Below are 21,549 nucleotides of genomic sequence, written 5' to 3' on the forward strand. Positions count from 1 at the left end.
CGGCGACGTCATCGCGGGCTGGGGTGTTCAGCCCCGGCCCGGTGCCGCCCGCTGCACCTTCCGCCGCAGGTCGGCCACCGCGTCCCGGCGGCCCCCGTGCTCGACCAGCCAGGAGTCCACCTGGGCGCGGTCCTGGTGGGTCATCACCGCGACCACGTCGCCGTCGCGGGCCTGCCCGACCAGGGAGGCCAGCCCGTCGACCTCGCCCGCGTGCTCCCGGACGACGGTCGTGCCCGCGTGCTCGGCACCCTCCTTGATGAGCGCCCCGAGCTCGGCCATCGGCCGCCCCCGCAGGTACTCGTCCTTGTGGACGATCTCGACCACGTCGGCGGCCAGCGCGGCGATCTCGCCCAGCGTGACGAACACGTCGTCCGTACGGTCACCCGCCGTGCCGACGCCGAGCAGCAACCGGGCCTCGGGCGGCTTGATGCCGCGGGCGATCTCGATCAGCGCCTGCAGCCCGGCCTCGTTGTGGGCCAGATCGATCACCACGCTGATCTCGCCGCCCCGGTCCTCGCCGTCACCACCGGGCACGGGCACCGTCCAGACGTTCATCCGACCCGGGTTGTCCTCCCCCGGGTCGAACGCGCGGAGCCCGTCGGCGACGTCCTCGGCACTCAGGCCGATGGCCAGCGCCGCTGACGTGACGGCGAGGGTGTTCTCGATGTTGACCCGGCTCAGACCGGCGAGGGTCATCCCCACGTCGGTCACCGGCACGACCGGCAGCGGGTCCGAGCCGGGCTGCAGCACCGACACCCAGCCGTCGATCACCGTCGTCACCCGACCCCCGTCATCGATGACGGCGCGAGCGGCCGGCGAGTTCGGGTCGAGGGTGAACACCCAGACTCGCGCCTTGGTGCCCAGCCGCATCGCGAACGTCCGCGGGTCGTCACCGTTGAGCACGCACCAGCCGGAGGGCCGGGTGATCCTGGTGATCACCGCCTTCACCTCGGCCAGCTGGTCGAGCGTCTCGATGCCGCCGACGCCGAGATGGTCAGCGCTGATGTTGGTCACCACGGAGACGTCGTTCCAGGCCACGCCAACTCCGCGCCGCAGGATGCCTCCGCGAGCCGTCTCGGTCACCGCCAGCTGGACCCCCGGCTGGCGCAGCACCTGACCCGCCCCGCTCGGTCCGGAGTAGTCGCCGGCCTCGACCAGCTCCCCGTTGAGGTAGACGCCGTCGGTGCTCGACCAGCCCACCGAGAGCCCCGTCCGCTGCGCGATGAAGCCCAGCATCCGCGAGGTGGTGGTCTTGCCGTTGGTCCCGGTCACCGCCACGACGGGGATCCGCGGTCTGATCAGCTCCGGCGCCGAACCGGGCGGGGTGCGCGACAGCCGTTCGGCCGCCTGCTCCAGCACGGTGGCGACCCCGGACCCGCCCTCGGAGCCGACCGCGTCCAGCACCGCCGCCACGCCGTCGGCCAGCATCTCGGCCCGGGCCGAGTTGCGCCACGGGTAGGCGACCACCAGCTCGGTGACCTCGGTGCCGGGCCGGGACCGTACGGCCAGGCGCCGCACCCCCCCGGCCAGCGCCAGCCGGCGGACCAGATGCGCCACGGCCCGGGCGGCGAACCGCTGCCGGAAGGCCGAGTCGACCGGCCCTGGGCGGGACCGGGTCAACCCGACGTCGGCGGCGAACCGCTGCGCCTGACCGAGGTCGAGCTCGAGCAGCGCGCTGATGTCCAGCGTGACCTTCGCGGCGGGCCGCGGGAAGTAGAGGTTCGGTCCGTCGAGCAGCCGCACCTCGACCAGCGACCCCGCCGCGCCCCCGGTCACCGGCTCAGGCGCCCATCGCGTGCACGCCGCCGTCGACGTGGATGATCTCCCCCGTCGTCGCCGGGAACCAGTCGCTGAGCAGGGCGACCACGGCCTTGGCCGTCGGCTCCTGGTCCTTGGGGTCCCAGCCGATCGGGGCCCGCTGGGCCCAGATGGTGTCGAACTCGTCGGCTCCGCCGATCGCCTTCTTGGCCAGGGTCTGCAACGGACCGGCGGCCACCAGGTTCACCCGGACCCCGTCTGGGCCGAGGTAGCGCGCCAGGTAGCGGCTGGTGCTCTCCAGGGCCGCCTTGGCCACCCCCATCCAGTCGTACACGGGCCAGGAGATGGTGGCGTCGAACGTGAGCCCGACCACCGACGCCGGGTTCGCCAGCAGCGGCTTCACGGCCATGGCCAGGGAGGTGAAGGAGTAGGCCGAGACGTGCATGGCCGTCGACACGTCCGGGTAGGGCGTGGTCAGGAACTTCCCCCCCAGGGCGGTCTCGGGGTTGGCGAAGGCCAGGGAGTGGACCACGCCGTCGAGCCGGTCCACGTGCTCGCCGACGGCGTCCGCCAGACCGGCCAGGTGATCGGCGTTGGTGACGTCGACCTCCAGCAGCGGCGGCACCGGGTCGAGCTTCTTGATCACCCGTCCGGTCAGGCTCATGGCGCGGCCGAAGTTGGAGACGATCACGTTCGCCCCCTCGGCCTGGGCGATCCGCGCCACGTGGAAGGCGATCGATGTGTCCAGGGTCACTCCGGCGACCAGGATGTTCTTGCCCTCAAGGATTCCCACTGCTGTCCCTCCGCGTGCTCGGTGTGTGCGTGTCGTACGGATCGGTGCATCCGCCGCGGCGGCTGCCGTCGAAAACTCTCAGTGACCCATTCCCAACCCGCCGTCCACCGGGATCAGGGCGCCCGTGATGTAACCGGCCGCGTCGGAGGCCAGGAACTCGATGGTGGCCGCGATGTCGTCCACCGCCCCGAGCCGGCCCAGCGGGATCTGGTCGGTGTACTTCTTCACCAGGTCGTCGGCCAGCACCGCTGTCATGTCGGTCTCGATGAAGCCGGGGGCGACCACGTTGGCGGTCACCCCGCGGGAGCCCAGCTCCCGGGCCAGCGAGCGCGCCAGGCCCACCAGGCCGGACTTGGAGGCGGAGTAGTTCACCTGCCCGGCCGAGCCGAGCTGGCCGACCACCGACGAGATGAAGATCATCCGGCCGAACCGTGCGCGCATCATGGCGCGGGTCGCCCGCTTGGCCACGCGGAACGAACCGGTCAGGTTGGTCTCGATCACCGAGGACCAGTCGTCGTCACTCATCCGCATCAGCAGGGTGTCGCGGGTGATGCCGGCGTTGGCCACCAGCACCTCGACCGGGCCGAGAGCGCTCTCCACCTCGGTGAAGGCCGCGTCCACCTGGCCGGGATCGGTGATGTCGCACCGGACGCCGAGCACCCCCTCCGGGACGTCGCCACTGCGGTAGGTGGCGGCCACCCGGTGACCTGCGGCGTGCAGCCGCTGGGCGATGCCGCGGCCGATGCCCTTGCTGCCGCCGGTGACCAGCACCACGCGGGCGGTGGTGGTCGGGCTCGTGTCCGGAGTCGCTTCGTCGTCACTCACGGGGTCAACCTATCCAGTCCCCCAGGGCCTCTGCCACGGTCGGTCGGTCTGCCGGGCGGCCGCGGTGACGAGCGACGTAGGGTTGTGTCGTGACCGGAGCCGACGACCGCTTGGGACCCGAGCGACGCGCCGATCGTCCGACCGGCTCCCGTTCGGGTGGTGGTGTCGCGTTCGGCTCCACCTCCGTCATCACCAACGCCCGGTCGGCCCGCAGCCTGGAGCAGTCCACCCGGCAGCGGCGCTACGCCATCACCATGGCCTTCCGCACCGGCTGCTTCATCGCGATGATCTTCGTCCCCGGGGTGTTCCGCTGGGTCCTGTTCGCCGGGGCCGTGTTCCTGCCCTACGTCGCCGTCATCTTCGCGAACCAGTCGCACCAGCGCGACCCCGAGGACGCCGTCAACGGTGGAGTGCCGAGCGATGCCCCGGCCGTCACGACCGGGGGTGAGCGACCCCAGCTGGTCAGCGGCGACGTCATCACCGGTGACGTGATCGACGGCGAGGTCGAGGAGCCCGATGACCGGGTCGCCTGACTCGGGGCCCCTGGTGCAGGGGTCGGACGCCGTGCGCGGCGTCGACCCGCTGCCGGTGGGACCTGACGGGTTGGTGTGCTCGGCCAGGGGATGCCGCTCGACGGCGGCGTACGACCTGCGCTGGAACAACCCCAAGATCCATCCCGACGACCGGCGCAAGCACTGGCTGGCCTGTCCCGACCACCGCGCCTCGCTGACGTCGTTCCTGACCTCCCGTGGGTTCCTGCGCGAGGTCGAGGACCTGCCTGAGGACGCAGCCGGCGGTTAACCGCCGATGGCCGACATGGGGCGGTCGGGCTGCAGGAACGACGGGTCGTCGATGCCGTGGCCGGGCCGTTTGGTGGCCACCGCACGGACCCACTGCTCGGCCAGCTCCTCGTCCGTGGCCCCGGCGCGCAGGGTGGCCCGCAGGTCGGACTCGGTGCGGGCGAACAGGCAGTTGCGGAGCTGGCCGTCGGCGGTCAGCCGGACCCGGTCGCAGGATCCGCAGAACGGCTTGCTCACCGACGCGATGATGCCCACGCGGTGATCGTCACCCTCGACCCCGTCCATGTGCTCGGTCCCCCGGACGCGGAACAGCTCGGCCGGGGCGCTCCCCCGGCGCGCCCGGTCCCCCTCGTCCTCCACCAGCGTGACGTGGGCCGACAGCCGTTCCCGGATCTCGTCGGCGGTGATCATCTCCTGGCGGCTCCAGGCGTGCTGCGCGTCGAGCGGCATCTGCTCGATGAACCGGAGCTGAACCCCCGTCCGCAACGCCCACTCCAGCAGCGGGTACGCCTCGTGGTCGTTGACGCCGCGCAGCAGCACGGTGTTGATCTTGACCGGCACCAGTCCGGCGGCCACGGAGGCCTCGACACCGGCCAGCACGTCGGCCAGCCGGGGCCGGCGGGTGATCTGCTTGAACGTCTGCGGATCGAGGGTGTCCAACGAGATGTTGATCCGGGTCAGCCCCGCTGCGGCGAGCGTGGCGGCGCGCTCGGCGAGCCCGATGCCGTTGGTGGTCAGGGCGATGGCGGGCGCCGGGTCCAGGTCGGCGATCGCCGCGACCAGCCACTCGAGGTCGCGACGCAGCAGCGGTTCGCCGCCGGTCAGCCGCACGGTGGTGATCCCCAGGCGGGTGACCCCCACCCGGATCAGCCGCAGGGTCTCCTCGTCGGTCAGCACGTCGGCACGGGGCAACCAGTCCAGGCCCTCGGCCGGCATGCAGTACTGGCACCGCAGGTTGCAGCGATCGGTGAGCGACACCCGCAGATCGGTGGCCACCCGCCCGTACGCGTCCCCCAGGGGCCGCATCGGCGCGGGCCCGGGAACCGGGTCCGCAGCGCGGATCCGGGGCACGGGCAGCAGGGTCGTCACTCGGGAAGTCTAGGTCGCGTCGTCCTCGGCGTCCGCGCGCGCCTCCAGGGTCGCCCGCCGGCTCCAGATCGTGTACGCGGCCCCGGCGGCCGCCCCGGCGTAGGCGAGCCAGGTCAGGGCGGAGCGGGAGAGCACGTGGCCGGTGGCGTGGTCCAGCGAGAGCCGGCCGGGGCCGGCGAGGGCGAGCGCGGTCGCCGCCAGCGCGTAGGTGGCCGGGAGCTCGTAGCCGCCGGACTGGCCGAAGAAGCCGTTCGGTGCGTGCACGCTGCCGGCGGTGACCATGGTGGCGGTAGCGGCCGCCGCGGCGGGACCGGTGCCCAGACCGAGCGCCAGCAGCACCCCCGAGCCCGCCTCGCCGGCGCCGGCCAGCGCGGCGTTCAGCTTCGGCGGCTCGAAGCCGGCTGAGCCCAGGAACTCGGCGGTGCCTTCGACCCCGCCGCCCCCGAACCAGCCGAACAGCTTCTGCGCGCCGTGGGCGAACAACGCGCTGCCCAATCCGACCCGGAGCAGCAGCAGACCCAGATCGCGGGTCGTGGAACGGTTGGTGTGGTGTACCGCCATGTCGGCCTCCCTCGTCGCGGAGACTCGACGCTATGTCACGGCACGGCGGCGGTGACCTCGGCCCCCTGCCGGACGCGCTCGGGGTGGGTGTAGAGGTTCATCGAGTCGCCACGGACGAACCCGGCCAGGGTGAGACCGACCCGCTCGGCCAGCTCGACGGCCAGGGAGCTGGGGGCGGACACCGCGACCAGCACCCCGATCCCGGCCAGCACCGCCTTCTGGGTGACCTCGAACGAGGCGCGGCTGGAGACGTAGAGGATCGCGTCCGTCAGCGGCAGCCGGTCCTGCCGCAGCGCCCAGCCGATCACCTTGTCCACGGCGTTGTGGCGGCCGACGTCCTCCCGTACGCAGAGGACCCGGCCGTCGCGACCGAGCAGGGCGGCGGCGTGCACGCCACCGGTCTTGTCGAAGACGGTCTGCTGCGGCCGGACCAGGGCCGGTGCCGCCAGCAGCACCTCGCTGCTCACCTCGACGTGCGACAGGGCGTGCCGGGCGACCCGGGTGACCGCGTCGATGCTGGTGGCTCCACACACCCCGCAGGCGCTCGACGTGAGCACGTTGCGCTGCAGGCCCGGGTCCGGTGGCACCGCCCCGTCACCCAGGGTGACGTCCACGACGTTGTAGGTGTTGACGCCGTCGGGTCCGGTGCCGGCGCAGTAGCGGGCGAGCACCACGTGGGCCGCCTCGGCGATCACCTGCTCGCTGTGCAGCAGACCGTGCACGAGGTCGATGTCGTCACCGGGTGTGCGCATCGTCACCTGGAACGCCCGACCGTCGAGCCGGATCTCCAGCGGCTCCTCGACCGCGACGGTGTCCACCGTCCGCCCGGGTCGGTTCACCCCCACGCGCACCACCGCCCGCCGCTGCGTCACCCGCCCCATGAGAACATCCAACCAAACCGCCCCAAGACGACGAGGAGTGAGACCGTGGAGCTCAGCACCTGGCTGGACGCCGTCTCCGAGGAGCTCGGCATCACCGACGTCGAGCTCGACAACAACAGCATCCACACCCTGCTCGACCTGGCTCGTGACTCCGCCCACGAGGTGGAGCGGCTGGCGGCTCCCCTCACCAGCTTCCTGGTCGGCGTGGCGGTCGGTCGCGGCCAGTCCCTGGGTGGCGCGGCAGCGAGTGTCACGACCCTGGCTCTCGGCGACGCCGCACCGGCGGCGACCGAGCCGCCCACCGCGGATCCGCCGACGGGTCACGAGAGCGCCTAACCTGGGGGCGTGCGACGGCTGTGGATGCGATGGGCGCTGCTGGTCGTCTTCGTGGTGGCCCTCGCCGTCGTGTTCGTGAACCTCGGTGAGTGGCAGCTGCGCCGGCTCGCCGAGCGCGAGAACCGCAACGCCACCACCATCAGCAACGAGCAGGCGCCGGTCAGGCCGTACGAGCAGGTCTTCGACCGGGTGATCGTCGACGCCGACCAGTGGCAGCGCGTCACCGCCACCGGCACCTTCGACGGCGACCACCAGTTCGTGGTCCGCAACCGCAACAACGGCGAGGACCGCGGCTACGTGGTCGTCACCCCGCTCCGTACCGCCACCGGTTCGGTGCTGGTCGACCGGGGGTTCATCCAGGTCGTGCCGGGCACCGGGATCCCCGCTGCGGGGCCGCCGCCGCCGGCGGGCGAGGTGCGCGTGCTCGGTTACGTCCGGCGCAACGAGCTGGGCCGCCAGGGGGCCGTCAGCCCGGTGAACGGCTCGGTGCGCCTGATCAACTCCGATGCGCTGGCACCGGCCGTCGGCTACCCGGTCGCCAACGGCTTCATCAGCGCGATCGAGGTCAGTCCCGGTCAGGAGGGCGGCTTCGTCCCGGTCGCCGTGCCCGAGCTCACCAGCGGGCCGCACTTCTGGTACGCGATGCAGTGGTTCATGTTCGCGGGCATCGGGATCCTCGGAATCGTGGTGTTCATCCGCTCCGACCTGCGTGACCGGCGCACGGCCCGGGAGAAGGCGGCCGCCGAGGCCGAGGGCGAGCGGCAGCGCACACCGGCCGACACCTGATCACCCGCCGGTCCCGCCGACGCCCGTGCCAGGATCGGGGCATGGATCTGGGATTGCGTGATCGAGTCTTCGTCGTCACCGCCGCGAGCAGCGGCCTGGGCCGGGCCACGGCCCAGCAGCTGGTCACGGAGGGGGCCAAGGTGGTGCTGGTCGCCCGCCGCGACGACGTGCTCACCGAGGTCGTGGCGGCCTTCGGAGTCGAGCAGGCTGTCTCCCTCACCGCGGACCTGGCCGACCCGGCCACCGCCGAGAACGCCTGCCGGCTCGCCCTGGACACCTGGGGACGGCTGGACGGGGCCCTGGTCAGCGCGGGCGGGCCGGCGCCCGGGAGCGCCCTGGGCACGCCCGACAGCGACTGGGTGGCGGGGTTCGAGTCGGTCTTCCTGGCGGCGCTGCGAGTGACCCGCGCCGTGGTGGCGCACGGCACCGCCGACGACCTGGCCATCGCCTGGGTGCTGTCGACCTCGGTCAAGGCACCGGTCGGTGGCCTCGCGGTGTCGAACGGACTGCGGCCGGGGCTGGCCATGCTGGTCAAGCAGCTGGCCGACGAGCTCGGTCCGGACGGCACCCGCGTGGTGGCCCTGCTGCCCGGCCGGGTGGAGACGGACCGGGTCAAGCACCTCGACCAGCTGGCCGACGACCCCGCGGCGGCCCGGACGGCCGCCGAGCAGACCATCCCGCTGCGTCGCTACGGCCGCCCCGAGAAGTTCGGGTCCGTGGCGGCGTTCCTCCTCTCGCCCGCCGCCTCGTACCTCACCGGCAGCGTGGTGGCCGTGGACGGCGGCGCGACCCGGGCGCTGTGACCGGGAGCCGCGCCGTGCCCGCGGCGCTGGCGGAGGCGATCGACCTGCTGCGGTGCCCCCGCTGCGGCGGAGCCTTCTCGCTGACGGCGGCGACCGTACGGTGCGACCGGGGGCACGCCTTCGACCTCGCCCGGCAGGGGTACGTGAACCTGACCGGTGCCGCCCAGCCGCCGCACGCGGACTCCCCCGCGATGGTCGCGGCCCGGGCCGAGCTGCTGGACTCCGGTCGGTACGCGGTGCTGTCCGACGCACTGGCCGCCGCGTCGCCGCCCGCGGCGCGCGATGTGGTCGACGTCGGCACCGGCACCGGTCACTACGCGGCCGCCGTGCTCGACGTCCGACCCGAGGCCCGCGCGCTCGGGCTGGACATCTCGGTGGCCGCCTGTCGGCGGGCCGCCCGCCGGCATCCACGGCTGGCGGTCGCCACGGCCGACGCGTGGGGTGCGCTACCCGTGGTCGATGACGGCGTGGACGTCGTGCTCAGCGTCTTCTCCCCCCGCAACGCCGTCGAGTTCGCGCGGGTGCTCCGACCCGACGGCTGCGTGATCACGGTGACGCCCGGTGCTCATCACCTCGCCGAGCTGCGGGGGACGTTCGGTCTGCTGGGGGTGCAGGAGGACAAGGAGCAACGGCTGATCGAGGTCTTCAGAGCGGCGGGGCTGACCACTGCCGATCAGCAGCTGGTCGAGCAGGTCGACCCGTGGACCGCCGACGACGCCGTCCGCTCGATCCTGATGGGGCCGAACGCCTTCCACACCCGGGTCGACCAGGTCCGCGCCGCCGCCGCAGCGCTGGCCTGGCCCCGGCCCGTGACGCTCTCCTGCGTGATCACCCGCTGGTCCCGGTGATCTTCCGGAGCAGCGGGACCTGAGCCGCTCGCTCGGCCGCCAGCTGCTCGGCCGGGGTGGAAGCGGTGGCGCCGACCATCAGGGTCTTGACCGCACGGGAGACGACAGGGTCGACGGCGCGAAGGGCGTCGAGCTGCCGCTCGACGGCGGCGTCCAGATCCTCGTTCGGCACCACGGCGTTCGCCAGTCCCAGCCGCTCGGCCCGACGCGCGTCCACCGGTCCAGCGGTGGCACAGATCTCCAGGGCGTGCGCGTAGCCGACGATCTCCATCAACCGCCGGGTGCCGCCGAGGTCGGGCACGAGGCCCAACCGGGCTTCGGCCATCACCAGGACCGCGTCCTCGCTGAGGATGCGCAGGTCGGCGGCGAGGGCCAGCTGGAAGCCGGCTCCGACCGCGCGCCCGGTGATCACCGCGACGACGATCGCCGGCAGCTCCCGCCAGCAGGTGAAACCCCTCTGGAAGTCCGCGATGGCGCCGCGGACACCGGCATCGTCGCGGCCCAGCAGCTCCCGCACGTCACCCTCACCCGCCGGGGCGTCGCCGCGCAGCATCCGCAGGTCCAGCCCGGCGCTGAAGTCGGGGCCGGCCCCGCTCAGCACCACCACGGAGATCGCGTCCCGGGCGCGGATCAGGTCGGCCGCCCGGGCCAGAGCCGACCAGGTGGCCATCGTCTGGGCGTTGCGGACGTCCGGGCGGTCGAGCCGGACCCGAGCGGTCCGACGGTTCTCGTCGAGAACCAGCTCGACCCCGCCCGGCAGCGAGATCTCCTCCACGGGAGAGGCGCCGGTCGGGTTCAGCTCTTCTTCGCCGCCGCCTTCTTGGTGGTCTTCTTGGCCGCCGTCTTGGTCGTCGAGGTCGTGGCCGCGGGTGCCTTGGCGGCGGCCTTGCCGGCCGACGACTTCGTGGCCGACGTCTTCTTCGCAGCCGCGCTGGGCGCAGACTTCGCCGACGACTTCTTCGCCGCGGACGTGGCCGGCGGTGCCTTGGCCGCCGACGTCGTGGCCGCGGCCTTCGCCGGGGTCGCCTTGGCGGCGGACTTCTTCGTCGTCGTCTTGGCGGGGCTGCTCTTGGCCGGGCTGGTCTTGGCGGCCTTCGTGGCGGTCGCCTTCGCCGGGGCTGACGCCGCCACCTTGCCCGCTGCCTTGGTGGCCGACGACTTCTTCGCCGGCGTCGCCTTCTTCGCCGCTGCGGTCTTGGTGGAAGCGGCCGTCGCTGACGTGTCGACCGCCGCCTTCTTCGCGGTCGTCTTCGCGGGGGCCTTCTTCGCCGGGGCCTTCTTCGCCGCTGTCTTCTGCGCCGCTGTCTTCTGCGCCGGGGTCGCCGCCGAGGTGCCGGTGCTCGCCTTCTTGGCTGCGCCACTCGCCGCCCGCTTCGCACCTCGGGTGGCGCCACCACGGCCGCGCAGGACCACACCGTGCTCGACCAGGACCCCGTGCACGAAGCCGAAGGACCGGCCCGCCGACTCGGCGATCTTGCGGATGCTCTGCCCGGACTCGTACTTCTTGGCGTACTGCGCGGCGAGCGTCTCGCGCTGCGCCCCCGTGATCCGGGTGCCTCTGACAACCTTGGCCATTGCGCCTCCTCGAGCAGGGTGACTGATCAGACGAAGATCACCGATCAGTCACTTTCTAGCACCTTTCCCGCACAATTACTGCCCCCTGCGGGCAATGATCATGGCTCACGGCGGGTCGGCCGGACGGAGAGGTCCATGATCGCCGAGCGTCCGATGATCATCGGACGACCCCGTCGGCACGTCTCCGGGGACGGACGATCAGACGGGGCTGATCTCAGGCGAGGGTGATCAGATCCGCGTAGTCCGGGTTCCACAGGTCCTCGACGCCGTCGGGCAGCAGCAGCACCCGATCCGGGTCGAGCGCGTCGACGGCGCCCTCGTCGTGGGTGACCAGGACGACGGCCCCGGCGTACCGCCGGATGGCGTCCAGCACCTCGGCCCGGGAGGCCGGATCCAGGTTGTTGGTCGGCTCGTCCAGCAGCAGCACGTTCGCGCTGGACACCACCAGCACGGCCAGCGCCAGTCGGGTCTTCTCGCCCCCGGAGAGCACGGACGCCGGCTTGTCCACGTCGTCGCCGGAGAACAGGAACGAACCGAGCACCTTCCGGACGTCGGTGTCGTTGAGGTGCGGCGCCGCCGTCTTCATGTTGGCCAGCACGCTGCGGGAGGTGTCGAGGGTCTCGTGCTCCTGGGCGTAGTAGCCCAACCGGAGCCCGTGACCCGGGCGCACCTCACCGGTGTCGGACTCCTCGACCCCGGCCAGGATCCTCAGCAGCGTGGTCTTCCCCGCCCCGTTGAGGCCGAGGATGACGACCTGACTCCCTCGGTCGATGGCGAGGTCGACACCGGTGAAGACCTCGAGCGAGCCGTAGGACTTGCTCAGGTCGACGGCCGTCAACGGGGTCTTGCCGCTCGGAGCCGGGTCGGGGAACCTGATCTTGGCCACGCGGTCGGCCACCCGCTCGCCCTCGATGCCTGCCAGCAGCCGCTCGGCCCTGCGCGCCATGTTCTGGGCGGCCACGGCCTTGGTCGCCTTGGCGCGCATCTTGTCGGCCTGGGTCATCAGCTGGTCGGCCTTGCGCTCGGCGTTCATCCGCTCCCGACGGCGACGCTTCTCGTCGGTCTCCCGCTGCTGCAGGTAGCGCTTCCAGTCCATCGCGTAGATGTCGAGCTCGGCCCGGTTCGCGTCCAGGTGGAACACCTTGGTCACCGTGGCCGCCAGCAGCCCGACGTCGTGGCTGATCACGATCAGACCGCCGCCGTAACCCTGCAGGTAGCTGCGCAACCAGCCGATCGAGTCGGCGTCCAGGTGGTTGGTGGGCTCGTCCAGCAACAGCGTCTCCGCGCCGGAGAACAGGATCCGGGCGAGCTCGACCCGGCGGCGCTGGCCGCCCGACAGGGTCCGCAGGGGCTGGTGCAGCACCCGCTCCTGGAGCCCCAGGTTGCTCGCGATCCGCGCAGCCTCGGACTCGGCGGCGTAGCCTCCAGCGGCGGCCAGCTCGGCCTCCGCGCGGGCGTACTTCGCCATCGCCCGGTCCTGCACCTCGGGTGAGTCGTCGGCCATCGCCACCTCGGCGTCCCGCAGCCGGGCCACCACGGAGTCAAGGCCCCGAGCCGACAGGATGCGGTTTTTGGCCAGCACGTCCAGGTCGCCGGTGCGCGGGTCCTGCGGCAGGTAACCGACCTGACCGCCGGGGGTCACCGAACCGGCGGCCGGGGCCGCCTCACCCGCGAGGATCTTGGTGAGGGTGGTCTTGCCGGCTCCATTGCGGCCGACGAGGCCGATCTTGTCGCCGGTGGCGATCTGGAAAGTGGCATGCTCCAGCAGCAGGCGCGCACCCGCGCGGATCTCGAGGTCTCTGGCTACCAGCATGGCGGGTCAACGGTTCCACATCTGGGGCCGGGACCCAAACCCGCTGACCGGCTGGCTGCGTCCGCGACCGCCGCTCACGGGGAAACACCTGTGTGACGTTCATCGCTCGCCTCCGTACGGGGATGGCCGCCGTGGTCCGACGTCGGATCGCCGGCCCGGACTTCGAGGCCGCCCACACGCGCATCTTCGAGGCCGCCGGACCACGCTGGTTCAGCCCGGAGGACCCGATCTGGCGGGTGCACGCCGATGCCTCGATGTTCGTCGGCGGCATCCGCGCACTGCTGCTGCAGTCGCTGCATCCCCGGGCGATGGCGGCGGTCAGCCAGCACTCCGGCTTCCGTGGGGACCCGTGGGGTCGGCTCCAGCGCACCAGCGCCTTCCTGGCCACCACCACGTACGGCACGGTTCCGGCCGCCGAGCGGATGATCACCGCGATCAACCGGATCCACAGCCGGATCGAGGGACACACAGCGGACGGACTGCCCTACCGGGCCGACGAGCCGGAGCTCCTGGCCTGGGTGCACGTCGCCGAGATCGACAGCTTCCTGACCACCCACGACCAGTTCGGCGCGTCGCCGCTCAGCGCGACCGAGCGCGATCGCTATGTGGAGCAGGCGGCCGGGACCGCACGCCGGCTCGGTGTGCTCGAACCGCCGACCACCGTCGCCGAGCTGGCGGACGCGCTCGCGGCGTACCGTCCGGGACTCCGGATGACCGACGAGGCGCGGGAAGCCCGGGAGCTGCTGCTGAAGCACCCGCCGCTCTCCACGTTCGAGCAGGTCGGCTACCGCTCCATGACGGCCGGGGCGATCGCCACGCTCCCGATCTGGTCCCGCGCCATGCTGGAGCTCCCGACGTTGCCGATCACCGATCGGGTGATCAGCCGACCCGTCACCCGGACCACCCTGGCCGGTCTGCGTTGGGCCCTCACGCCTGCTTGAGGTCGACCTTCACCCAAGTCGCAGAGTCGTCTCGGGCTCCGTGGTGCGTCGTGGACTCAGATCAGTGACGTCCTCGAATCGACCAGCCAGTCCGACGGCCGCGCGCCTGGGATGCGTTCAGCCGATTCACCAACCTGAGCCGATACAGCATGATCTGCACGACAAGGTCGCCACCGCCGTCACTGACCGGCTCGCGACTCCTGGTCGGGAGGCACGACCGTCAGCCGCGAGCCGTCTTCTGGTTGACTCCGTGGGCCAGATCCCCTGCTACACAAAGAAGATCTCGCTCCTGGGTCTAGGCCAGGAGTGCCGGTTCGAATATAATCGTCTTTATGTTCGAACAGTGGTTGGAGGAGTCGCTCGGGGATCCGGGTGCGCTGCTCAGCCTGGCTGCGGACAACCACGCGACCGAGCGGCGGGTGGGGTGCCGCAAGCTGCAGCTGGCGGCGGCGTGGGCGGACTGCCACGGCGAGACCACGGATCCCGAGCAGGCTGATCGGGAGTCGTCGGTGTTGCTGGACCGGTTCGTGCGGATGGGTCCGCTCGGCACCCCGTTGGTGGCGGAGACCTGTCCGTCGTCGTTGGCGTTGGCGCAGCGGTCGAGCGTGGCTGCGGCCCGGCTGCTGATCGGGGACGCCGTGAACATCCGGCACCGGCTGCCGAGGCTGTGGGAACGGGTCAAGGCCGGGGAGATGCTGGCGTGGAAGGCCCGGGAGGTTGCCCACCGGACCAGTGAGCTGTCCCCGGTCGCAGCGGCAGCGGTCGACGCGGTCGTGACCGGCCAGGTCGAGCTGCTGGCCTGGGGCCGGTTCGAGAAGCTGCTGGACGCCACCCTGTTGCAGGTCGACGAGAAGACCTACCAGCAACGCGCGGCGCGGGCGGCGGCGCAACGGGATGTGCGGGCCACCCAGTCCGGTGACGGGCTCCGCACCCTGGTGGCGCGGGTCGAGGCGGGCGATGCGACAGCATTCCTGGCGTTGGTGGACCGGGTGGCGGAGTGTCTGGCCGAGGACGGAGATGAGGACCCGGTCGCGGTCCGCCGGTCGAAGGCGGTCGGGATCATCGCCTACCAGCCGCGGCTGCGGGACCTGCTGGCCCGCCACGCCGACCAGCCGGACGTCCACCAGACCCCGGACGAGCAGGTTGCCGCGCACCAAGCAGATCCGACCGACCCGTGGGCCGATGATCTGCCGACGGCTGGGTGGGAGACCGCGAGCCACGGCAACGTCCACCAGCCAACGCTTGATGATCTCGACGACGACTGCTGGACCAGCCAACACGCGGGTCCGGCCGAGGAGCCCGCGCCGGAGGAACCGCCGGTCGACGATGCTGATCTGGCTTGGTTCCGGCGGCAGCGCGACGGTGTCGAGAGCTCGCCCGACGAGCCCGCCGTCGTCGCGGCGCCGACCCCGGAATCGGCTCGTGATCATGAATCAGCGACAACAGACCTCGTGCCGGTCGCGTTCCGCCGTCCACCGGTGGGTTCCCGGTTCGATCCGCGCCCGTTCGCGCCGGAAGAGACCAGCGGATCTGGACCGCGTGTGGTGATCCACGTCCACGTCACCGACCAGACCCTGTTCGAGCAGCACGGAGTGGTCCGCACCGACCACGGCCCGATCACCCTCGACCAGTTCCGGCACTGGCTGACCCAAGCCGATCCGACAATCACGATCCGACCCGTCCTCGACCCGGCCACCACTGCGGCGGTCGACGCCTACGAGATCCCCCAACGACTGCGGCAGGCCATGACCGTGCGGCATCCCGGATCGGTGCGGCCGTTCAGCCCCGCCACCACCATCAGCACCGGTGGCCGGCTCGACCTGGACCACACCATCCCCCACACCGGCAACGGGCCACCCGGCCAAACCAGCCTGGGCAACCTCGGACCGCTGACCCGGACCGAGCACCGGGCGAAGACCCTCGGCGGCTGGCAAGCCCGACAACCCGACCTCGGCACCTACCTGTGGCGCTCACCCGAGGGACTCGTCGCCCTCACCACCAACCAAGGCACCCTCCTACTCGGCGACCGCCACTGGGCCCACCAGGTCTGGCACACAGCTGCGACCGTGCCGCTCGCCTGACCACGTACGTCGGCGCGGGCCGGACATACTGCAGGGGTGGGAGATCGCTACGAGGTCAGGCCCTGGTTCGCCTCCCCGCCCGGGGAGGTGCGCGGGAGCGCTCTCGTGCTTCCTGGCGGTGGGTACACCGTCGACCATCCCGCCCTGTTCTGGGCCTGTCAGGTCCTCGTCCAGGTGGGATGGGAGGTCACCACCATGCGGTGGGACGCCGGCGGCATCACCGACGCCGAGTGCCGGAGCTTCGTCGAACGTGGCGCGCAGCTGCTCGACGCCGAAGCCGGCGATGGGCAGACGCTGGTGCTGGCGAAGTCCCTGGGTTCGTACGCGGCGGCGTGGGCGTCGGACCGCGGCTACCCGGCGATCTGGCTGACCCCGGTGATGACCGACCCGTTCGTCGCCGACGCCTTGAGCCACTACGCGGCCCCGTCGTTGCTGATCGGCGGGGCCTCCGACCGGCTGTGGGCGAACCCCTCCGGCCGACCCAGCGACCAGACGGTGCTGGAACTCGCCGAGGTCGACCACGCGCTGCACCGAGCGGACTGGCGGGGATCGCTGGTCGCGCTAGACGACGCCCTCACCGCCATCGAGACGTTCGCCGCCGCCGTCTGACCTGACCGGGTCGTGCGACGATCGGTCCCGTGACCCACGACCTCGAGCACTTCGTCGCCGCGCAGGACGCCGGCGGCACCTACGACCAGGCCCTGCGCGAGCTCCGCGCCGGACGCAAGACCAGCCACTGGATGTGGTTCGTGTTCCCGCAGATCGCCGGTCTCGGCCGCAGCGCGATGGCGCAGCGGTATGCCCTCAGCGATCTCGGCGAGGCCCGCGCGTACCTGACCCACCCGGTGCTCGGACCCCGGCTCGTGACCGCGGCCGAGTCGGTGCTGACGCACCGCGACCGCAGCGCGGAGCAGATCCTCGGGGGCATCGACGCGATCAAGCTGGGCTCGTCGATGACGCTCTTCGCGCATGCCGACGAGAGCCAGGCCGTGTTCCGTACGGTGCTGGACGCGTTCTTCGACGGCGCCGAGGACCCCGCCACGCTGGAGCGGCTGTGACCCCGACCGCCGGCGGGAGTCCCGGCGACGGTCAGACGTTGAAGCCGAGCGCCCGCAGCTGATCGCGACCGTCGTCGGTGATCTTCTCCAGGCCCCACGGCGGCATCCACACCCAGTTGATCGCGAAGCCGTTGACCAGACCCTCGAGGGCGGTGTTGGTCTGGTCCTCGATCACGTCGGTGAGCGGACAGGCCGCCGAGGTCAGCGTCATGTCGATCGTGAGCGTGTTGTCGGGTTCCAGGTGCAGTCCGTAGATCAGGCCCAGGTCGACGACGTTGATCCCGAGCTCGGGATCCACCACGTCCTTGAGGGCCTCCCAGAGGTCCTCCTCGCTCCCGGCTCCGCTGAGCTCGGTCAGGTCGACGTCGGGCAGCTGGTCGACCACCCGGTCCGACGGCCGTACGGTCTCCTCGGTCGGCACCTGCCCGGTGCTGGTCGTCTCACGGGTCTCGGTCGTGTCGGTCATGATCGTCCCTCCGTCGTCTCCTGCACACCCGTCCGCAGGGCGGCGTCCTTGAACGCCGACCAGCCGAGCAGTGCGCACTTCACCCGAGCCGGGAAGCGAGCGACACCGACGAACGCTACGGCGTCCTCCAGCTGCTCCTCGTCCGGCTCGTACGTTCCCTTGCTCTGCATCATGGTCAGGAACTCCTCGTGCAGCGCGAGTCCCTCGGCCACCGGCTGACCGATCACCAGATCGGTCATCACCGAGGTCGAGGCCTGCGAGATCGAGCAGCCCACACCCTCGTACGACACGTCGCTGACCACCCCGTCGCTGACGTGCAGCCGGAGCGTCACCTCGTCGCCGCAGCTGGGGTTCACGTGGTGCACCTCGGCCTCGTACGGCTCCCGCAGACCGCTGTGGTGCTTGGCCCGGTAGTGATCCAGGATGATCTCCTGGTAGAGGTCCTCGACCTTCATCGTCCCCCTCCGAAGAAGCGCTGCGTGTAGCCCAGACCGTCCACCAGGGCGTCGATCTCGGCCGCTGTCGTGTACAGGTAGAACGACGCCCGGGTCGAGGACTGCACCCCGAACCGCTCGTGCAGCGGCCGCGCGCAGTGGTGACCGCCACGAACGGCGATCCCCCGGCTGTCGAGCAGCTGGCTGATGTCGTGCGGGTGGATGTCGGGCAGCGTGAACGCCACAGCTCCCCCACGGTCGACCGGCTCGCTGGGACCGATGATCCGCAGTCCCGGCACGGTCTTCAGGCCCTCCAGCGCGTACGCGGTGATCTCCTGCTCGTGCGCGGCGATCGCCGACATGCCGATGGCGGACAGGTAGCCGACGGCCGCCCCCAGCCCCACGGCCTGCGCGATCGGCGGCGTACCCGCCTCGAAGCGGTGCGGCGGTGCGGCGAAGGTCGAGCCGGTCATCTTGACCACCTCGATCATCTCGCCGCCGCCGAGGAAGGGCGGCAGCTCGGCCAACAGGTCGTAGCGGCCCCACAGCACGCCGATCCCGGTCGGACCGACCATCTTGTGGCCGGTGAAGGCGACCAGGTCCGCGCCGAGGGCGGTCACGTCGACGGGCAGCTGCGGGACGGCCTGCGACGCGTCCAGCACGACCGTCGCCCCGACGGCGTGACCCAGCGCGACGATCTCCCGGACCGGGTTGACGGTGCCGAGCACGTTGGACACGTACGCCACCGAGATGATCTTGGTCCGCTCGTTCACCAGCCCCGACGCGGCGGCCCCGGCCAGGTCCAGCCGGCCCTCCTCGGTCACGTCGAACCAGCGGAGGGTGGCGCCCGTACGCTCGGCCAGCAGCTGCCACGGCACGATGTTGGAGTGGTGCTCCATCACCGAGATGACGATCTCGTCGCCCGGCCGCAAGCGCGCACCCAGCGTGTGGGCGCAGAGGTTCAGCGCCTCGGAAGCGTTCTTGGTGAAGATCACCTCCTCGGGACGCGTGGCCCCGATGAAGGAGGCGACCGCCTGTCGGCCGCCCTCGAACGCCGCCGTCGCCTCCGCCCCCAGCACGTGCATGGCGCGCGCCACGTTGGCGTTGTGGTTGAGGTAGTGGTCCTCGATCGCCTCGACCACGCACCGGGGCTTCTGCGAGGTGTTCGCGCTGTCGAGGTAAACCAGCGGCCGACCGTCGACCTCCCGCTCCAGGATCGGGAAGTCGGCCCGGAGCGCGTCGACGTCGAAGGCGATCTCATCGACCACCTCCGCCGCCGGAGCCGACACCGCGGGTGCGCTCATCAGACCCGCTCCACACCCGCGCCCGCGGTCGCGGCGGCAGCCGCCCGGACGTACCGGTCGTAGCCCTCCGCCTCGAGACGCTCGGCCAGCTCGGCCCCGCCCTGCTCGGCCACCCGACCGGCCACGAAGACGTGCACGAAATCGGGCTTGATGTAGCGGAGGATCCGCGTGTAGTGGGTGATCAGCAGCACGCCGCGATCGCCCTGGGCGGAGAAGCGGTTGACACCCTCGGAAACCACCCGCAGGGCGTCGATGTCGAGCCCGGAGTCGGTCTCGTCCAAGATCGCGAACTGCGGGTTGAGCAGCTCCAGCTGGACGATCTCGTGACGCTTCTTCTCGCCACCGGAGAAGCCCTCGTTGACGCTGCGCTGGGCGAACTCGCGGTCCATCTGGACCCGGTCCATGGCGCCGTTGACGTCCTTGACCCAGGTGCGCAGCTTCGGCGCCTCGCCGTCGATGGCCGTCTTGGCCGTGCGCAGGAAGTTGGCCACCGACACTCCCGGCACCTCGACCGGGTACTGCATGGCCAGGAACAACCCGGCCCGCGCACGCTCGTCGACGCTCAGGGTCAACAGGTCCCGGCCGTCCAGGGTGACGGTCCCGGAGGTGATCGTGTACTTCGGGTGACCGGCGATCGAGTAGGCCAGGGTGGACTTGCCGGACCCGTTCGGGCCCATGATCGCGTGCGTCTCGCCGCTGCGGATGGTCAGGTCGACCCCCTTGAGGATCTCCTTCTCACCGGCCTCGGTGTTGACCGACACGTGCAGGTCGCGGATCTCGAGTGTGGACATGGTTCAGGACTCCTGTGGTGCGGTGGTGAGGTCAGGGGAGGCGGTGAGGTCGACGAGGATCTCGTCGTCGACCACGCGGCAGCGGTAGACCGCCACCGCTTCGGTGGCGGGCAGACCGAGGGGGCGGCCGGTGCCGAGGTCGAAGCGCGAGCCGTGCAGGTAGCACTCGATCTCGCCGTCGCCCACATCGCCCTCGGACAGGGGGATGGCGGCGTGGCTGCACTCGTCGGCTATCGCGTAGAAGCGGTCGCCGGAGCGCACGACGGCCACGTCGACACCGTCCACCTCGACCGCCACGGCGGACTCGGGGGCGAGGTCGGCGACCGCGCACGCACGGATCAGCGTCATGCCGTCCCACCGTCGACGGCGGCCCCGGCCGGCGCACCGACCGTGATCGCGAGCTCGGCCTCCAGGGCGGTCAGCAGCGTCTCCTCGATCGAGGGCACGCCGATCCGGCGGATGATGTCGGCGAAGAACCCGTGCACGACCAGCCGGCGGGCCTCCGCCTCGTCGATGCCGCGGCTGCGCAGGTAGAACAGCTGCTCGTCGTCGAACCGCCCCGTGGTCGAGGCGTGACCGGCGCCGGCGATCTCGCCGGTCTCGATCTCCAGGTTCGGAACCGAGTCGGCCCGACAGCCGTCGGTGAGGACCAGGTTCTTGTTCGACTCGTACGTCTCGATGCCCTCGGCCACCTTGCGGATCAGCACGTCGCCGATCCAGACCGAGTGCGCACCCTTGCCCTGCAGAGCCCCGCGGTAGTCCACGTTGGACCGGGTCCTCGGCTGGTTGTGGTCGACGAACAGCCGGTGCTCGAGGTGCTGACCGGCGTCGACGAAGTAGAGACCGAGCATCTCGGCGGTGCCGCCGGGGGCGGCGTACTCCACACCCGCGTTGATCCGGACGACGTCGCCACCGAAGGTGACCGCCACGTGCTTGAGGGTGGCGTCCCGTCCGATCTTCGCGGCGTGCTGGGCCAGGTGGACCGTGTCATCGGCCCAGTTCTGGATGGTGGTGACGGTCGCCTCGGCGCCGTCCTCCAGCACGATCTCCACGACCTGGCCGTACGTCGCCGAGCCGTCGTGCACCAGCAGCACGGTGGCCCTGGCGAACCGACCCAGCTTGATCACCAGGTGACCGCCCTCGGCCACGCCGGACCCGGCCGCGTCGATCCCGTTGCCGTGCAGGGTGATCACGATCGGCTTGATCGCCTGGACCTCGGCCGGCACCTCGACGACGAGGCTGGTGTCGGTCTCGGCGAAGACGCGCGCACTCGTGCGGTCGATCGGCACGTAGCCGGACAGACCCCGCCAGTCGGCGAGCTCCGCGCCCGACACCGTACGGATCGACAGGTCGTCGTGGGCACTGGAGTCCACCGTGACCGACCCGGTGCCCAGCGGGGCATCGGCGTGCAGCTTCCGGAGCCGCTTGAGCGGCGTGAAACGCCACACCTCCTCCAGCCCGTTGGGGACCGGATGGTCCTCGACGGCCCAGGAGCCGGCCGGGTGCAGGTGGCTGGCCACCGTGTCGGTGGTCTCGACCGCACCGGCCACGTTGGGCGCCGAGCTCAGGGGGCTGGGGGCAGCCTCATCTACAACAGTCATGCGTT

At 71.4% G+C, this 21,549-nt stretch carries 25 protein-coding genes; 10 read left to right on the forward strand and 15 right to left on the reverse strand.

Features of this window, described 5'->3' with window-relative positions; all coding sequences use genetic code 11:
* Positions 1-27 precede the first annotated feature (27 nt).
* From ABD714_RS13915 to ABD714_RS13925, 3 genes are all read right to left on the reverse strand, one after another.
* Positions 28-1,776, reverse strand: coding sequence for a Mur ligase family protein (locus ABD714_RS13915; protein ID WP_344812983.1), 1,749 nt, complete (start codon positions 1,774-1,776; stop codon positions 28-30).
* A gap of 4 nt (positions 1,777-1,780) precedes the next feature.
* Positions 1,781-2,551, reverse strand: coding sequence for an enoyl-ACP reductase FabI (gene fabI, locus ABD714_RS13920; RefSeq protein ID WP_344812984.1), 771 nt, complete (start codon positions 2,549-2,551; stop codon positions 1,781-1,783).
* A gap of 78 nt (positions 2,552-2,629) precedes the next feature.
* Complete coding sequence (locus ABD714_RS13925) at positions 2,630-3,376, reverse strand: beta-ketoacyl-ACP reductase (RefSeq protein ID WP_344812985.1); 747 nt, start codon at positions 3,374-3,376, stop codon at positions 2,630-2,632.
* An 89-nt stretch (positions 3,377-3,465) separates the two neighbouring features.
* Here ABD714_RS13925 and ABD714_RS13930 point away from each other — a divergent pair, with 89 nt between their 5' ends.
* Complete coding sequence (locus ABD714_RS13930; RefSeq protein WP_344812986.1) at positions 3,466-3,909, forward strand: DUF3099 domain-containing protein; 444 nt, start codon at positions 3,466-3,468, stop codon at positions 3,907-3,909.
* Positions 3,893-4,177 (forward strand): acetone carboxylase, encoded by a 285-nt coding sequence (locus tag ABD714_RS13935; protein WP_344812987.1) that lies wholly within the window; start codon positions 3,893-3,895, stop codon positions 4,175-4,177. Before ABD714_RS13930 ends, ABD714_RS13935 begins: the two co-directional genes overlap by 17 nt.
* On the opposite strand, the gene moaA is transcribed toward ABD714_RS13935, so the two are convergent.
* From moaA to fdhD, 3 genes are read right to left on the reverse strand one after another with little or no spacing between them, the layout of a single operon-like run.
* Positions 4,174-5,265, reverse strand: a complete 1,092-nt coding sequence (gene moaA / locus ABD714_RS13940; RefSeq protein ID WP_425562397.1) for a GTP 3',8-cyclase MoaA — start codon at positions 5,263-5,265, stop codon at positions 4,174-4,176. The two genes, ABD714_RS13935 and moaA, sit on opposite strands and share 4 nt — an antisense overlap.
* 9 nt (positions 5,266-5,274) lie before the next feature.
* On the reverse strand, positions 5,275-5,826 hold the full coding sequence (locus ABD714_RS13945; RefSeq protein WP_344812988.1) for a DoxX family membrane protein: 552 nt from the start codon (positions 5,824-5,826) through the stop codon (positions 5,275-5,277).
* A gap of 35 nt (positions 5,827-5,861) precedes the next feature.
* Complete coding sequence (gene fdhD, locus ABD714_RS13950; RefSeq protein ID WP_344812990.1) at positions 5,862-6,707, reverse strand: formate dehydrogenase accessory sulfurtransferase FdhD; 846 nt, start codon at positions 6,705-6,707, stop codon at positions 5,862-5,864.
* Positions 6,708-6,752: 45 nt separating this feature from the next.
* On the opposite strand from fdhD, the gene ABD714_RS13955 reads away from it, so the two are divergent.
* The 4 genes from ABD714_RS13955 to ABD714_RS13970 are packed head-to-tail and all read left to right on the forward strand — an operon-like array spanning position 6,753 to position 9,480.
* Complete coding sequence (locus tag ABD714_RS13955) at positions 6,753-7,043, forward strand: DUF6457 domain-containing protein (RefSeq protein ID WP_344812992.1); 291 nt, start codon at positions 6,753-6,755, stop codon at positions 7,041-7,043.
* A 9-nt stretch (positions 7,044-7,052) separates the two neighbouring features.
* Positions 7,053-7,829 (forward strand): SURF1 family cytochrome oxidase biogenesis protein, encoded by a 777-nt coding sequence (locus ABD714_RS13960; RefSeq protein WP_344812993.1) that lies wholly within the window; start codon positions 7,053-7,055, stop codon positions 7,827-7,829.
* Between the two features lie 41 nt (positions 7,830-7,870).
* Positions 7,871-8,632, forward strand: coding sequence for an SDR family oxidoreductase (locus tag ABD714_RS13965; protein ID WP_344812994.1), 762 nt, complete (start codon positions 7,871-7,873; stop codon positions 8,630-8,632).
* Positions 8,629-9,480 (forward strand): putative RNA methyltransferase, encoded by an 852-nt coding sequence (locus ABD714_RS13970; RefSeq protein ID WP_344812995.1) that lies wholly within the window; start codon positions 8,629-8,631, stop codon positions 9,478-9,480. The genes ABD714_RS13965 and ABD714_RS13970 overlap by 4 nt, the downstream gene beginning before the upstream one ends.
* Here the strand turns inward: ABD714_RS13970 and ABD714_RS13975 are convergent.
* From ABD714_RS13975 to abc-f, 3 genes are all read right to left on the reverse strand, one after another.
* Complete coding sequence (locus tag ABD714_RS13975; protein WP_344812996.1) at positions 9,461-10,255, reverse strand: enoyl-CoA hydratase/isomerase family protein; 795 nt, start codon at positions 10,253-10,255, stop codon at positions 9,461-9,463. The genes ABD714_RS13970 and ABD714_RS13975 overlap by 20 nt on opposite strands.
* A gap of 20 nt (positions 10,256-10,275) precedes the next feature.
* Entirely contained in the window at positions 10,276-11,055 is a 780-nt protein-coding gene (locus tag ABD714_RS23090; RefSeq protein WP_425562398.1) for a helix-turn-helix domain-containing protein, read from the reverse strand.
* Positions 11,056-11,269: 214 nt separating this feature from the next.
* Positions 11,270-12,868, reverse strand: a complete 1,599-nt coding sequence (abc-f, locus tag ABD714_RS13985; protein ID WP_344812997.1) for a ribosomal protection-like ABC-F family protein — start codon at positions 12,866-12,868, stop codon at positions 11,270-11,272.
* A 92-nt stretch (positions 12,869-12,960) separates the two neighbouring features.
* On the opposite strand from abc-f, the gene ABD714_RS13990 reads away from it, so the two are divergent.
* From ABD714_RS13990 to ABD714_RS14005, 4 genes are all read left to right on the forward strand, one after another.
* Positions 12,961-13,809, forward strand: a complete 849-nt coding sequence (locus ABD714_RS13990; protein ID WP_344812998.1) for an oxygenase MpaB family protein — start codon at positions 12,961-12,963, stop codon at positions 13,807-13,809.
* A gap of 332 nt (positions 13,810-14,141) precedes the next feature.
* A complete protein-coding gene (locus ABD714_RS13995) occupies positions 14,142-15,890 on the forward strand; it encodes an HNH endonuclease (protein WP_344812999.1) in 1,749 nt (582 codons plus the stop codon).
* 36 nt (positions 15,891-15,926) lie between these two features.
* The gene (locus tag ABD714_RS14000) at positions 15,927-16,499 is read left to right on the forward strand and encodes a hypothetical protein (protein ID WP_344813000.1); all 573 of its coding nucleotides are present in this window, start codon (positions 15,927-15,929) and stop codon (positions 16,497-16,499) included.
* Positions 16,500-16,528: 29 nt separating this feature from the next.
* Positions 16,529-16,948 (forward strand): DUF1810 domain-containing protein, encoded by a 420-nt coding sequence (locus tag ABD714_RS14005; protein ID WP_344813001.1) that lies wholly within the window; start codon positions 16,529-16,531, stop codon positions 16,946-16,948.
* Positions 16,949-16,979: 31 nt separating this feature from the next.
* On the opposite strand, the gene ABD714_RS14010 is transcribed toward ABD714_RS14005, so the two are convergent.
* The 6 genes from ABD714_RS14010 to sufD are packed head-to-tail and all read right to left on the reverse strand — an operon-like array spanning position 16,980 to position 21,544.
* Positions 16,980-17,414 (reverse strand): metal-sulfur cluster assembly factor, encoded by a 435-nt coding sequence (locus ABD714_RS14010; RefSeq protein WP_344813002.1) that lies wholly within the window; start codon positions 17,412-17,414, stop codon positions 16,980-16,982.
* The gene (gene sufU, locus ABD714_RS14015; protein WP_344813003.1) at positions 17,411-17,869 is read right to left on the reverse strand and encodes a Fe-S cluster assembly sulfur transfer protein SufU; all 459 of its coding nucleotides are present in this window, start codon (positions 17,867-17,869) and stop codon (positions 17,411-17,413) included. Before sufU ends, ABD714_RS14010 begins: the two co-directional genes overlap by 4 nt.
* Positions 17,866-19,104: a cysteine desulfurase gene (locus ABD714_RS14020; RefSeq protein WP_344813566.1), complete on the reverse strand. Its 1,239-nt coding sequence runs from the start codon at positions 19,102-19,104 to the stop codon at positions 17,866-17,868. Before ABD714_RS14020 ends, sufU begins: the two co-directional genes overlap by 4 nt.
* A gap of 47 nt (positions 19,105-19,151) precedes the next feature.
* On the reverse strand, positions 19,152-19,943 hold the full coding sequence (gene sufC / locus ABD714_RS14025) for a Fe-S cluster assembly ATPase SufC (RefSeq protein WP_344813004.1): 792 nt from the start codon (positions 19,941-19,943) through the stop codon (positions 19,152-19,154).
* Positions 19,944-19,946: 3 nt separating this feature from the next.
* On the reverse strand, positions 19,947-20,291 hold the full coding sequence (locus ABD714_RS14030; protein WP_344813005.1) for a non-heme iron oxygenase ferredoxin subunit: 345 nt from the start codon (positions 20,289-20,291) through the stop codon (positions 19,947-19,949).
* On the reverse strand, positions 20,288-21,544 hold the full coding sequence (gene sufD / locus ABD714_RS14035) for a Fe-S cluster assembly protein SufD (protein ID WP_344813006.1): 1,257 nt from the start codon (positions 21,542-21,544) through the stop codon (positions 20,288-20,290). Before sufD ends, ABD714_RS14030 begins: the two co-directional genes overlap by 4 nt.
* Between the last annotated feature and the right edge of the window lie 5 nt (positions 21,545-21,549).

It is taken from the genome of Microlunatus aurantiacus, from assembly GCF_039536605.1.
In the GTDB taxonomy this organism is placed as follows: Bacteria; Actinomycetota; Actinomycetes; order Propionibacteriales; family Propionibacteriaceae; genus Microlunatus; species Microlunatus aurantiacus.